Origin of the sequence: Rufibacter sp. LB8, assembly GCF_014876185.1 — a bacterium.
In the GTDB taxonomy this organism is placed as follows: Bacteria; Bacteroidota; Bacteroidia; order Cytophagales; family Hymenobacteraceae; genus Nibribacter.
The window spans coordinates 2,555,289-2,568,329 of record NZ_JADALJ010000001.1; the positions used below are offsets into that span (position 1 = coordinate 2,555,289).

The window sequence follows — 13,041 nt, forward strand, 5'->3', positions numbered from 1 at the left end:
GAATTCAGGAGCATTAAAAAAGGCCGGAAGCTGTTGCTTTCGGCCTTTTTATTTGAGTTGCTGTTTGGCGTGCACCTGTTCACAGAGGGCTTTGAGTTGTTTCACGGAGGTTTTCATGAAGCCTTTGATCTGCTTTCTTCCGAAGAAGTCATAAAAGTAATCTCCCACTGACACCCGGCTGTAATGAAACTCCAGCGTGAGGTTGGTTTCAGGCCCTACGCCCGGCGTGAGGTAGAAGAACAACAGAGCGTTGGGGAACATCTTGAAGTTGGAGATTTTCTCAATGTACTCCACCTTCTCCGGGGTAACGCGGCACTGCAGCGTCTGTATTTCTATTATGCCGCCTTTCTCCATCTCGCAGAGGAAATACGTGCCCAGCCGGTTTATTTTTTTGGTGTCATAGGTCACGCTTTTCACTTTGTGCAGCCACCTGTTTTTTAAGCGGTAGTTCCTGATGATGCGCAACACCATCTCTACAGGCGCGGCAATCTTGGTTTTTAATGAAAACGTGTTGGGGTAATTCTCACGGGTATGCTCGGCAGTGGGATCTGTGACCAGCAAGCGCAGCGGCGTGAGAAAGGCATAGCGGTAATGCACATCGCCCATGTGCTCATAGTTGTTGAAGCCTTCTTTAAGCTGGGTCCACTCAAAGCTTTTGGCAATGTCTTCCGGCTTCTGCGTGCTGAGGTATTTTTCGGTCATCAAGACATACTCCGCACCCACAATGCTGTTCTTGAGGAGCCGGTGGGCCACAATCACGTCTGTGCCCATGAGTTTGGTGTAGTCCCGTATCTGGGTGATGCTGATGCGCCCGTAATGCACCACAATCTTAAGCGTGAGCGGGTTTTCTGCCAGCTGTGCGCCAACCAGTGCGCCGCGGTCCATGATTTTGAGGTAGTTCTGGAAATCAAGGAAAATCTGCTTGCACTGGCTCACAATCTCATCAACGGTAGGCGGCGTGCCCAGCTTGTAGAACAGAATGGCGTCGCCCTGAATCTCGCAGAGCTCCATGTTGATGATGTTGGCCTCAATAATGATTTCCAACAGGTCAGCAATGAGGTTGCGGCTGTAGCGCACCCCGTTTTCATGCATGAACCGGGTAAAGCCGCTTATGTCTGGTATAAACAGCAAGGCCGGCTGAGAATCATCAGCGTCATGGGGTAAGAAAGATTGGTTGGTCACTGTTGACTCCATGAAACAGGCGTATCTTCTTTTTGCTGAAAGCAACGCGCCAGATTGGCGGCGATGCTTGGTTTCGGCACTTATACGTGAATATGCGGCTTTGCTTTGCTACCTGGGCAGATTTGTACAAATTTTATTTTCACGCGCCGCCCTAAGGTTTCTTGACTGTACCTTATACATGGCCAAAAGTTTCAAAAAAGCCTTGAAACCGAAATCATTTAAACCAAAAACCATTATACGCCAGGTTGTAATCTGCCAAGCGAATCCTCCCCTGCTGGGTACGTATTCTGCCCATATCGGGAGTAGTTCCGTTTTCAGGCTCATTTCTGGAAATGAGCCCGAAAACGGAAAATAACGCAGAGCGGCGTAAATCTTCTTTGGCGCCCTTTCATGGCAGGCAAAGCTATTTCTTTGGAACTAAAGGCTAATTTCCATTTTTTAACGCCGCAACAATACCCATAAAAAAAGGCGATGTTTTACCACCGCCTCTTCTTTTATGTTGACTGGAAACTAGGAATTAGCTTCGGCATTTTTTGGTTTGCGGCCTCTCTTAGCGCCTTTTGGTCTGGTCATTGAATCTGGAATCTGGTTCAACGCCTCGTTCATTTGGCTAAAGATTCCCAGCATTAACTGCACATCTTCTACATTTTGGCAATCTCTGATTACCTCCATTTGCATTTTGTCAAGCTTGCTTTTAAGTTGCTCTCTCATATTATTATTTAGTTTGAAATAACACATGTGTTACTGTGGAGCAAATATAGAAATTACAAAGAATATTCAAGCGACTAATTAAAGAATTAAATCATTTACTATTAAAATAATTAGCCCAGAAATTAAGTGGTAATAGACCAAGCGCGCCTTATACTTTCCCTGGCCGTGGCGCGTTATTTAAAGCTACCTGGGTGCTGCCCAAGAAGTAAGCATGATTTGGCGCACGGTTTAGGTCTTGCCTAAAATTTCTGACGTGTGGGTTTGTGGGCACCATAATTTCTTTACTTTTGCAGCACCTACTTTGTAAGTCAGGCAAGGCCCCGTAGTTCAACGGATAGAATAGAAGTTTCCACAATTTCATTTATTCGCTATATTTTATTAATTCAACTCCCTGTCCACCATACAGCATTTAAAAGCTTTTATTCTTTATATTATCTAATTTCAAACCCTTTAATAAATCACAAGTGTAAAATATTTGTGTAAAATATTTTACTACTACTTTTCTGCTAAAAGCTTATTCAATAATTGTTTATCTCCCTCGGTTAACCCATTAGACATTGGGCTTTCTCTCAACCTTACTACAAACGCATGCGTGTTACACCCTACTCCTATAAAGTAAAGGTTAGATTTTCGCTGGATAGAATTATGTATGGGTGAAGTTGAGAATAATATGTAGGCATATCGTGCAAGGGCATCGTAGTTTCTATCTCTATAGTATTTGATAGCGTCTGCACTCATACCTTGTGCAATTTCAGCCACACCTAACTTCTTTAATACACTTATAGGTGGATGCCCAATCCTGTTTTCTTTTTGCAACTCATACGCAAAAGCATGCGCAGTGTACATGGTAGTAGTATCCAATTTGACCATGACATCAATTCCTGCGCTCCTACTCCTATGTTCTTTTAATACTTTGATGTAGGCATGGTTGAGCTTAATTAATTCTTCATTAGTGTAGGTGTCACTTTTAGTTTTTGGCACCATTGAAATGATGGCACAATATCCAACCATTGACAAAAGCATTAATTTATTCATGTGCAACAGAAAAAGGAAAAGAAAAGCAGGGGCTTTATGCGTCTCCCTAATTTACCATTACTTTTTCAATCAAACTCTAATGCCTACACTTGACCAACAAGTTTATACTGCTTACTAAACTCTGGGGGTTCTCTATTCGCATCTCTTTAGGCTGTCTAAACTTGCCTAATCTTTTACCTATGAACTGTCTACTCATAAATCTGAAATGGGATATAGTTATTCAATTATTACTATTTTGCATATAATCCTTGGCTGTGACCTTAAAACAGATGCTCAATGGAAGATAATATCCCAGAAAAGATTATGAAGCATTTGCCCGACATGCTCTGCGCCATAGACAAAAGCGGTCGGTTTGTGCGGGTGAATGACTCCTGCGAACAAATATTAGGTTTCAGTAGGGTGGACTTGGAAGGCAAGCCCTTTATTGACTTCGTGCATGAGGAGGACAGGGTTCTCACCTCAAAGATTGCCGAAAAGCTCATGGACGGAGAAAGCGTCAACGGTTTCGAAAACCGTTATGTAGGTAAAGATGGGGGTACCGTAAAAGTTATTTGGACGGCTGTTTGGTCACCAGAGGAAAACCTCTTGTTCTGCTCGGCCCGCAAAAAGCCCTGCCAACAGAAAAACGAGGTCAGGTTGGCCAAGGAAGTCCAATGGCACAAGTCATTGTTTGAGAATCACCCAGACGTTATTTTCTACGAGGACACCGCTGGAAAGATAACCAAGGTGAATGAGACCTTCATAGAGACGTTCAACTGCAAAAAGGAAGAGGTGACCAACTCCACATTATCCTGCTTGTTGCCCCCAAAAATGGCTGATATGAACCAAAGGTATCTTGAACAGACCCTGTTGGGCAGCACCGTCAGGTTTGACCTTGAGTACCAGAAAGATGGAGAAAAACCCAGGATATTTGACACTGTGAAGTTTCCAGTGAAAGTGAACCAGGAAGTCATTGGGGTTCAAACCATAGCCAAGGATATCACGGATATGGTTCATGCCTATGAGACAATCCAACTTCAGGCTAAAAAGCTCAACACCATCTTCGAGAGCATCACAGACGCCTTCTTCACTATGGACAGGGAATGGAACTTCGCCTTTATCAACCGTGAGGCGGAGAGAATTCTGGGCATAAACAAAAATTACCATATAGGGAAGAATGCCTGGAAGGAATTTCCTTCCGAGTTGGGCGGGGAGTTCGATAGGCAATACCAGCATGCCATGGAAACGATGCAGCCTGTCCACTTCGAGGCATATTTCTCAATGACCAGCGTCTGGCTGGAAGTAAAGGCATTCCCATCATCAGAGGGAATTTCCATCTACTTCACGGACATTACCGAAAACGTGAAAGCAAGGAAGGAACTCGAGAAGCTTTCATTGGTGGCCAGCAAGACCAACAACAGCGTGTTGATAGCTGACAAGGATTGGAGGATTGAATGGGTGAACTTAGGCTTCACCGACCTGACTGGTTACAGCCTCGTAGAAGCCATGGGCAGAAAACCCTCGGAGCTATTGCACAGCCACAAGACGGACATAAAGGAGTATAAGCTTTTAGAGCCGAAGCTTCTGGGTGGGGAGCCTATCTCGTTGGAGGTATTGAACGTCAGGAAAAATGGGGAGGAATATTGGGTAAACATAGAAATCAGCCCAGCTTATTCCGAAAGCGGAGAGATTTCAAGGTTTATTGAGGTGCAGACTGACATCAGTTCACTGAAGAACAAAGAGTTAGAGTTGTCAGCCTTGGCGCAGGAACTCTACCGCAAGAACACCGACCTTCAGCAGTTCACCTACATAGTCTCCCATAATCTCAGGTCACCAATCGCCAACATCATGGGCCTGGCAGACGCTTTGAATATGTTGGATAAGCAATCTGAATCATTTCATAAAGCATTGTCCTACCTGAAGCAAGATGCCCATAGGCTGGACACGGTCATGCGGGATATGAACTCAATCCTCAGCATCCGAGACAGCAAGTATAACCTGGAAACTGAAACGGTTGACCTCACTGCCGTAATCAACGAGGTTTCGCAATCTTTCGGGGAAAAGCTCCTAACCATTGGTGCTGATGTTAGTATGGACATACAGGAGGGCTTGAGCCTAAGGGCGAACAGGGCTTACATGTACAGCATATTCCATAACCTGGTGTCCAATTCCATCAAATACAGGTCTCCTGAAAGACCTTTGAGGATTCGCATCAAAGCCATTGGCAACCCAAGCAGAGGCACGATTGTATCATTCTCTGACAATGGAATAGGGTTTGACATGAAGAAGGCGAAAGACAACCTGTTCAGGATGTATAAACGGTTCCATGCAGAGCAACCTGGGAGAGGCATGGGATTGTTTCTCGTAAAGAACCACTTGGACGCCATGGGAGGTTCTATCAAAGCAGTCAGTGGGGTGGGGTTTGGCACCAGATTCATGATTTATCTGCCTTCCTGACCATCTCAACTAAATGATTCAAAACCGAAAAGTCCGCTTCCTATGGTGTAATGGAAGATACACGCTTTGATATTCATTGGTTTAAGTCTGGATTGTTACATCCATCACCAAAATTCTTCCTACCTTTATCGGATTTTACACCCCCTTTTCAATGAAAATGCAAAAGGGATTTCTACTGCATAACTATACGCAGCCTTTGGGAATATTAACCGTGAGCCAGAAAACAACCAGAATTTAAAGCAAAGTGAAAACTACTATCTTGTTAGGAGAATGGGCAAGGAAAAAGTAAGCATAGGGAACAATGAGCAAGAGCGCTTGGCAAGGTTATACGGGTATAGCAACATAGATAAGTATGAACTCAAAGGCACTTTCCAGCATGTGGTGAGTACGGCTGCGCTGGCTTTCGATGTTCCCATGGCATTCGTCAATTTGGTGGAGATGGAAAACATCTTGATTAAGGCAAGCGTGGGTTTTGACGGCAACCAACGCATCGCCCGAGAGATAGGCTTATGCTCACTGGCTATCCTCAAAGATGAATTCACGGTCTATAAAGATACCCATAAGGAGATTGAACTGAAAGGGAACCCCATGGTACATGGTGAGTTCGGCTTAGGTTTCTATGCTGCCGCACCCTTGAAAACCCCAGACGGATTCAATATCGGGGTAGTGGCTATTGCCGACAAAGCACCCAGGGAATTCTCCGAGGAAGATGGCAGATTACTGGAAGGGCTTGCCTCCATTGTCATGGAAGAACTCGAATACAGGTTAGAGCATCGCAAAAATTAACTTCAGTCACGCAAAGCCTTAGCACCGCCACCGATTTTAACGAATACTTACAATACTCAACCAAAGGGTGGATATGATTCTATTCCAGAACAGCGTGATAAAATTGGATTATGAGCCTTCAACCGATATCCTACAGGTTCAGTACCCTGACCTACACGGGTACCTGATACCTGAGGTGAAGCACTCCATAGACACCCTGCTGGAAACCGTAAGAAGCTACGATGTCAAGAACCTCTTGTTGGACTCTTCCAACTCCACAAGCTCAGTCAATGAGGTAGAGAGCAGGGAGATTGCCTCCTATCTGGCTGCTGGCCTGGTGAATACCCGCCTTAAAAAGCTGGCAAGGGTTCAGTCACTGGTTGCTGAGGCGGAGCAGAGAACGCAAGGCAATATCCAGCATATTCAATCGACTTTGGCGCTACCGTTCATGCTTCGGAATTTTTCTGACTCTGACACAGCATTGGATTGGCTCAAGTCAGAGGAGTGAAGTCAACTAAGTATTCTAATTGTTCCCTAAACCCTGAGGGATGCGCTAAGCGTACTTAAGACACGTATCAGAGCGTTAAAGGCAGCTTTTACATGCTTAACGGCTTATTGTCTGCCTCATTAACTCCATATGTTTCAGATTACCATAGTATGATTATTTTCAAGAACGGCTTCATAGAGCTTGACTATGAACCTGCCACAGACATACTCAGGTTTGAGATGCCTAACGTGGATGATGTGGTCATGCCAGAGATGAAGCGGTGCCTGAAGGTAATTGTGGAGCATGTTCGCAACTATGATGTGAAGAGAATACTACTGGACGCCAGGAAAACAGATATTTTGGGTGGCAATGAAGGTTATGCCACCATTATCACCGAATTCTACCGTGACCTCATGCTGACCAGGGTACGGAGAGTCGCACGGCTGGTCACCCCCGAATCCATCAGGGAGAATCTGGTTAAGAGAACCTTGGCAAAGATGAACATCTCCTTTGAGGTGCAGGCGTTCACTGACACCGACTCCGCAATGAAGTGGCTCAAATCAACGGACTGAATACAGTCGGCAGCAAACCAAGAATTACACGTTTCGTCTTACCACCACCTATTTGAATAAATATCCTATGGAAAACGCAGCAAATATCGAAGACAGGATGCACGGCTCGATATTCGTTTTGCTGAAGCGGTTCGTGGAGACCTCCTTTAACTACAGCACTTGGTTAAGGCTTTTAAAGGATGCTGGTTTAGAGGGTACTGCTTATGAAATGAACGGGATGTACCCCACAAGAGAGCTTTTCGCTATTGTGAAGACCGCCTCCGCAGAGACTGGAATCCCAACCTACACGCTTATGGAACAATTCGGGGAGTTCCTCGTGCCTGACTTGCTGCTTGTATACCATAAATTCATTGACCCAGAATGGAGAACCTATGAGATGCTGCTCAACACAGAGGCATCCATGCATGGTGCGGTAAAATCACAGGACAGCAGAACAAACCCGCCTATGCTCTTGGTTACCAAGAAAGGCAACAGTCAGCTTATCGTTGATTACTACTCAAAGCGCAGGATGGCGGGCGTGGCGGTCGGTATCATTAGGGGGATTGCAGCCTACTACCAGGAAAGTGACCAGGTCAAGGTCACACGCATCTCAGCCATAGAAGAGGAAAGGGTTCAGATACAGGTAGACTTTGTGAAATAGCTCAGTCGGAAAGTTGCACCAGCAGACATATACAAGCCAATAGCCCCCAATTTGATACCTTTTGATTTGTTTGTGCTATATATGCATTAAGATATCCAGCAAAAGGAAGGCACCTTGAACCTAAACCTCCGTAGGGAGTATACTTAACAGTTACTTTAGATTTTTAGAGCATGGACAACACCTTCGGAATACCGATAATCCCAGATAATGAAGAAGAAAGGCTGTCCACGCTGCGCAACCTGCACGTCCTGGACACTTACGAAGAGAACGGGACTTTCAAGCATATCGCTGCCATTGCATCCCGCTTGTTCAACGTGCCGATAGCTTTGGTAAATTTTGTTGACAGGGATTATGTAGTCACCAAAGGCGGTGTGGGCGTTGAAGGCTCTAACGAAGTGAGCAGGGGTGTTAGCCTGTGTTCACTGGCAGTTTTAAGAAGTGACGTTACGGTATTCGAGAATGCCAAAGCAGAACCATGCCTGCTTGCAAATCCTATGGTGGTTGGGGATTTTGGCTTGCAGTTTTATGCTGCTGCCCCTTTGACCACCTCTGATGGCTTCAACATCGGTGCTTTATGCATTGTAGACAAAGTGCCACGGGAGTTCTCCGAGTCTGACCAGAAGATGCTTGAAAGCCTTGCCTCTGTGGTGATGGACGAGATAGAGAAAAAATAGCAATTAGGCACAAGCCTTTTTGATTGGGTTATCCCTCAATGGAAAGTAGCCAAGCCATGGCGTCAGCCTCTTCCCTGAAAGTCCTTATCTCGAACTCGTTTCCAATCCGCTGAATCAGGTTCTCGATGGTCATGGAAACATAGATACTGTTAGGCACTACCTGGGCAAGATATCGTAGGCCTGCTTTCCTCATTTGGGGCGTCCACTCTTCCTGCACCCACCCTAAGGCCAGGTCCCAGGAACCCACTACCCCCTTATTGCAGTTGAGCAGCTTGGTGTAAGGCTTATCAGCCATCATTTCCAGCAGCTTTGCACCGCCTTCCTTCACAGTCTCCACGGACTGGGGGCCGAACCAGCGGGCAATCACCACATTTTCGTCATAATCCCTGGCACACTCGAAAAACACGTCACCGTACACCTTCTTCAACTCAATCTTATTTCCCATTATATTCAGGTTATACTCAAGGGCCTTCTGTTTAGGCGTTTATAGTATATTGGTGGAGCCAGCTTTGGGCATCCCCTATGCTTTGGAATATCCTAACTTCAAAAGCCTCTACCGAAGAAACGAAATTGGAGGCGGTAGCAGCTGCGAATGACTCTGGGGCGGTAACCATGGCGAAGTGCTTTACCCCCGCCCCCGCTGCCTGCGGACTCCATTCATTCACCACCCAATCAAGCGAATGGTCCCACCCGCCTACCACGTTACTGGTGTCATTCAGCACGCAGCTATACCCCGATTTTCTCACGGCCTCTGTGTACGCCAGTGCGCCAGCTTTTATGTTCTCTTCCGTCAGATAGCCGAACCAGTCAGTATGGACCCATCTGTTCACATTATCCACGGTAACATTCAAAAATACCTTCCCGAAAACGTTTTTATATTCCTGTGTCATACTTTGCCCAGTTTCACCGTGGGCCTACGCTAAATATATTAATACTTGGGATGCCTTACGAATTCCTCAACTCATTGTTTTCTTTTTCCAGCTGGGCGATGCGCTGGTAACTTTTTGCCAAAGAGTTGCGAGATGCCAGCCTTATCTCCATCTCGTCCACAACAATGGAGGCCAGGTCCTCGAGCATCTCCATCTGCTCTCTACTAAGGTAGCGTTGCTTTTTGTCTATGATGCAGAAGGTTCCAAGGTTATAGCCGTCATGCGTGTGAAGGGGGGCAGCTGCATAGAAGCGCAGGCCGAACTCCCCGCACACGAGCGGGTTGGCAAGGCACCGAGGGTCTTCAATGGCGTTCTCAACCAGATATACGTCTTTTGAGAGTATAGCTGAGGCACACAACCCTGGCTCTCTGTCAATCTGCTCTACCCCATCAATCCCGTGCTGTGATTTGAACCATATTCTGTCCTTGTCCACCAGGCTAATGATGGCGATAGGCATGTTGAACATCTTGGAGGCCAAGGCCGTGATGCGGTCAAAGGCACCGTCTGGGGGAGTATCCAATATGTCATAACGCCTTAATGCTTCCAATCTTCCTGCTTCGTGTTCTATAGTTTCCATCATAAAATAAGAATATAATATTCAGTTCTACCATATTTAGGAGAATGAACGGTCAAACCCCCTGTTGCTACCTGGGGGATGGTATTAATTAGAAAGAAATGAGCAATTGGGGCAAAGAAAACACCTATGGTCTGAAAATGGAATATAATCCTTTAAAACTGGTATTTATACGTATTGCCCTTATCCCACTTTACCTCACTGCCTTATTGTCTAAACAATAGGGAGGGGCAGGCTGATAAATACCTCTACATTAACCATGCCAGGTAACTTAACTTGCCGATAAGTAAAGAGGCGATTAACAATTATGGTAAGCTAACGAAAGGTTTCTTTACTCAACCTCAAGAGTTTAAGGACTACCCATTCTTCACGATATCTTAGGAAAGAAAACCAGGTAACAAATCAAATTGAACTTATGCGTCTCAAGCTTGGGTTCCCTTACTTTTCTTTCACCCATTAGTGGTTAGTTTTATTTTTCATAAGACATCTTATAAAAGGAAGCATACTAAGAAGCATCTTAAAGGATGCCATGGAGCTTGAACCACCGCTTATTAAAGTATGTAATGAATTTCTTCTTTATGACTTTGCTTTCCTTGCCAGCAAGGGGAAGGGCGAAAAGCGTTTGGTCAGCGATTGATTGAGTGAAATCGTCCTCTTCAGATTGATTCATCCAGTCAATGCAGGATTCCAGGAAGTATATGGTGCCTGTAGTAGTATGGCTGAAAAAAGAAACTTCTTGGATTTCCCATCTGTGCCTTAATCCCTGGTAGGCATAAATTTTTAATTCCTCTAACGGAATAAGAATATCCTTACCGTCTTCGCCTTTGCAGAAAAGCACGTCCGTAGGTTTTAGTTGTTTTTCGTTGAACCATGCGTTATCACCTTCTACTTCAAAGTTACATCTGCTAAAGAATCGTGTATTGCCAGATGGAGGAAAAAGTACCATCTGTTCCCAGGTGGAGTCTTTGAATAAAAGGTGAAACTCGTCTTGTGCGAGGCCATTGCCACATGTGTTGCGTTTACTTGTTTTATATGTTCCGTTCATTTTGCTTTTATATAGTTTAAGTCTTTTAAGCAAAATGAATGTGCTTGTTTTAAATTTTTGAATAAATAGTTTTAATAGGCAGATATACTATTCATACTTGTCTCCTTAATTTCTGCTCACTTGTAATGGGACTGTTTTAGCCATTGTATTTGATGTAGAAATTGTAAAAGCTGCACATAACATAGATTTACTAAAACGAACTACTCAAATTAGATTATACCTTAATTTGAATATTATTTTGTATCTTAGAACAAGCTTAACTCACTACAGCAGGTATTCACCTTCTTAATCCTTTTTTGAATATGACTCAAGCAGTTTCATACGGGCGAATTTCCACAAGCTCGCAGAGCGTTTATCGGCAGAAAGTAAATTTAGAAGAGTTCGCCCAGAGCAAAGGGTTTAAAATTGAAAAATTCTTTAGTGACTCAATCACGGGTAAAACCCATACCCTTGAAAGAGATGGCTACCTAAAAATGGTTAAGTTCTGCCAAGACATGAACATCAAAACGATTTTTGTATCTGAAATATCCAGGGTTTCACGTAGGGTGAGTCACACCATTGCCACTATAGAGAACTTAGTTGAAGAATATGGAATTACTGTTCATGTTCAGCACCCAAGCTCGCTTACCTTTTCACCAGATAAATTTGGCAAGATTGATATTCTGCAAAAGTCCATGTTGATGATGTTGGGCTTGGGGGCTGAAATGGAGTTGACCTATCAGCAGAGCAGAAGGTTGGAAGGTATCGCTGAGGCTAAAAAGAAGAATGTATATAAAGGCAGGATAAAAGGCTCAACTTACTCACTTGACCAGCTAATGGCCAAGCACCCAGATATCGTAAACTTGGTCAAGCACTCGGCTCTACCTGACACTAAAATATCTGAGATTGTAAAGAAGGGGCTTTCGACAGTGAAGCGTATTAAGAAGGCAATGAAAAGCTTATCAAATGAAACAGTAGCATAGTCAACTTGTCCACGAAGGTTGGTCTCGCATTTGCCACCTTGGTTAAGTTGACTATTTAATAATATTGGTGAGAGGAAAGAACATAATTTTTGCCTTTATAATGAAATGCAACAGTTCTTGGATAAAACATGCCTAAGGATGATGATTTCTAAGCCTCACTGTATAATTATCTGTGAATAAGTTAGCTATATTATTCCTCTTTAAATAATTCCGCAATTCTCTCTTTCCTCATATAAATTTTTAATTCTTCAGTAGTAATACGCTTAGCCCAATCAACAGCGTACTCATTTATATGTGCAAACAATGAGTCTCTAAGTTCATCCGTTTTTAAAAAGACTTGATATTCAGCTTTATAAGCACTGGAATGAATTAAGTTAGACCTTCGGTACCAATGTGTAAAGTTCACAGGTGAGTTATCAACGTCATTATAACTGCTACTCAATGCATCATCGAAGGCAGCCAATAGTTCAATTCTGTTATCTACGCTTACAAAAACTCTTTTTGACCTTTTTTTTGAGAACTTTGCCATAATTTATTAATCTTATATAACTATCACTTATAAATGTCTATACCTCTTTACTTTACAACGACTTTAATTCGTCTATCTTCAGGATTGGCAGTATAAGGTGTGGTTAACTACTCTTCCTCAAAAAGAACTTTTATCTTATATTTTCTACTATTAAAGTACTTGTCTTCAATCAATGTTGCCATCAGAACCTCATAACCATCTTCATCTGGTCCTCGGTAATGAACATCAATGAAAGGCAATTCTTTCATATAACTTTCTACATTATCAAGTCCATAGCTACCTTCTGAAGTGAAAATAATAGTGTTGTCATACCCTTCCCAACATGCATATCCATCAAGTTTGTTTATTACATGTATGACTTCAAGTCGGAAATTCTCGAACTTCTCTTCACATTCTGCCAATGTTTTATAGTAATCTTCTCTAATCATTTTGTTGTTTTCAAAATTTAAATAATGTTCACGAAACTTTATTGTGAACACTTTTCTTAAATAATTTTATTG

At 43.6% G+C, this 13,041-nt stretch carries 16 protein-coding genes; 7 read left to right on the top strand and 9 right to left on the bottom strand.

Features of this window, described 5'->3' with window-relative positions; all coding sequences use genetic code 11:
* Window positions 1-48: 48 nt before the first annotated feature.
* From IMY23_RS10725 to IMY23_RS10735, 3 genes are all read right to left on the bottom strand, one after another.
* On the bottom strand, window positions 49-1,194 hold the full coding sequence (locus IMY23_RS10725) for a DUF2652 domain-containing protein (RefSeq protein WP_192822081.1): 1,146 nt from the start codon (window positions 1,192-1,194) through the stop codon (window positions 49-51).
* A 498-nt stretch (window positions 1,195-1,692) separates the two neighbouring features.
* On the bottom strand, window positions 1,693-1,920 hold the full coding sequence (locus IMY23_RS10730; protein ID WP_192822082.1) for a hypothetical protein: 228 nt from the start codon (window positions 1,918-1,920) through the stop codon (window positions 1,693-1,695).
* A gap of 468 nt (window positions 1,921-2,388) precedes the next feature.
* Entirely contained in the window at window positions 2,389-2,928 is a 540-nt protein-coding gene (locus tag IMY23_RS10735; RefSeq protein ID WP_192822083.1) for a hypothetical protein, read from the bottom strand.
* A 276-nt stretch (window positions 2,929-3,204) separates the two neighbouring features.
* On the opposite strand from IMY23_RS10735, the gene IMY23_RS10740 reads away from it, so the two are divergent.
* The 6 genes from IMY23_RS10740 to IMY23_RS10765 all read left to right on the top strand — a co-directional run bounded on the left by IMY23_RS10740 (window position 3,205) and on the right by IMY23_RS10765 (window position 8,502).
* A complete protein-coding gene (locus IMY23_RS10740) occupies window positions 3,205-5,364 on the top strand; it encodes a PAS domain S-box protein (protein WP_192822084.1) in 2,160 nt (719 codons plus the stop codon).
* A gap of 270 nt (window positions 5,365-5,634) precedes the next feature.
* Window positions 5,635-6,150 carry a GAF domain-containing protein gene (locus tag IMY23_RS10745; protein WP_192822085.1) on the top strand — a complete coding sequence of 172 codons (516 nt, stop codon included), beginning with the start codon at window positions 5,635-5,637 and terminating at the stop codon, window positions 6,148-6,150.
* Between the two features lie 73 nt (window positions 6,151-6,223).
* Window positions 6,224-6,637: a hypothetical protein gene (locus IMY23_RS10750; protein WP_192822086.1), complete on the top strand. Its 414-nt coding sequence runs from the start codon at window positions 6,224-6,226 to the stop codon at window positions 6,635-6,637.
* A 149-nt stretch (window positions 6,638-6,786) separates the two neighbouring features.
* Window positions 6,787-7,188, top strand: a complete 402-nt coding sequence (locus IMY23_RS10755) for an STAS/SEC14 domain-containing protein (protein WP_192822087.1) — start codon at window positions 6,787-6,789, stop codon at window positions 7,186-7,188.
* A 67-nt stretch (window positions 7,189-7,255) separates the two neighbouring features.
* Window positions 7,256-7,828 (top strand): heme NO-binding domain-containing protein, encoded by a 573-nt coding sequence (locus tag IMY23_RS10760; RefSeq protein WP_192822088.1) that lies wholly within the window; start codon window positions 7,256-7,258, stop codon window positions 7,826-7,828.
* A 170-nt stretch (window positions 7,829-7,998) separates the two neighbouring features.
* Window positions 7,999-8,502: a GAF domain-containing protein gene (locus IMY23_RS10765; RefSeq protein ID WP_192822089.1), complete on the top strand. Its 504-nt coding sequence runs from the start codon at window positions 7,999-8,001 to the stop codon at window positions 8,500-8,502.
* A gap of 28 nt (window positions 8,503-8,530) precedes the next feature.
* Here the strand turns inward: IMY23_RS10765 and IMY23_RS10770 are convergent, their stop codons facing one another.
* From IMY23_RS10770 to IMY23_RS10785, 4 genes are all read right to left on the bottom strand, one after another.
* Window positions 8,531-8,947: a hypothetical protein gene (locus IMY23_RS10770; protein ID WP_192822090.1), complete on the bottom strand. Its 417-nt coding sequence runs from the start codon at window positions 8,945-8,947 to the stop codon at window positions 8,531-8,533.
* Window positions 8,948-8,978: 31 nt separating this feature from the next.
* Window positions 8,979-9,392, bottom strand: coding sequence for an STAS/SEC14 domain-containing protein (locus IMY23_RS10775; protein ID WP_192822091.1), 414 nt, complete (start codon window positions 9,390-9,392; stop codon window positions 8,979-8,981).
* Window positions 9,393-9,447: 55 nt separating this feature from the next.
* Entirely contained in the window at window positions 9,448-10,011 is a 564-nt protein-coding gene (locus IMY23_RS10780) for a GAF domain-containing protein (RefSeq protein ID WP_225986478.1), read from the bottom strand.
* Window positions 10,012-10,522: 511 nt separating this feature from the next.
* Window positions 10,523-11,050, bottom strand: a complete 528-nt coding sequence (locus IMY23_RS10785) for a hypothetical protein (protein WP_192822092.1) — start codon at window positions 11,048-11,050, stop codon at window positions 10,523-10,525.
* A 302-nt stretch (window positions 11,051-11,352) separates the two neighbouring features.
* Here IMY23_RS10785 and IMY23_RS10790 point away from each other — a divergent pair, with 302 nt between their 5' ends.
* Window positions 11,353-12,012 carry a recombinase family protein gene (locus IMY23_RS10790; protein ID WP_192822093.1) on the top strand — a complete coding sequence of 220 codons (660 nt, stop codon included), beginning with the start codon at window positions 11,353-11,355 and terminating at the stop codon, window positions 12,010-12,012.
* Between the two features lie 190 nt (window positions 12,013-12,202).
* On the opposite strand, the gene IMY23_RS10795 is transcribed toward IMY23_RS10790, so the two are convergent.
* Both IMY23_RS10795 and IMY23_RS10800 read right to left on the bottom strand, forming a co-directional pair.
* Window positions 12,203-12,541: a hypothetical protein gene (locus IMY23_RS10795; protein WP_192822094.1), complete on the bottom strand. Its 339-nt coding sequence runs from the start codon at window positions 12,539-12,541 to the stop codon at window positions 12,203-12,205.
* 107 nt (window positions 12,542-12,648) lie between these two features.
* Complete coding sequence (locus IMY23_RS10800; RefSeq protein WP_192822095.1) at window positions 12,649-12,969, bottom strand: hypothetical protein; 321 nt, start codon at window positions 12,967-12,969, stop codon at window positions 12,649-12,651.
* Window positions 12,970-13,041: the final 72 nt, after the last annotated feature.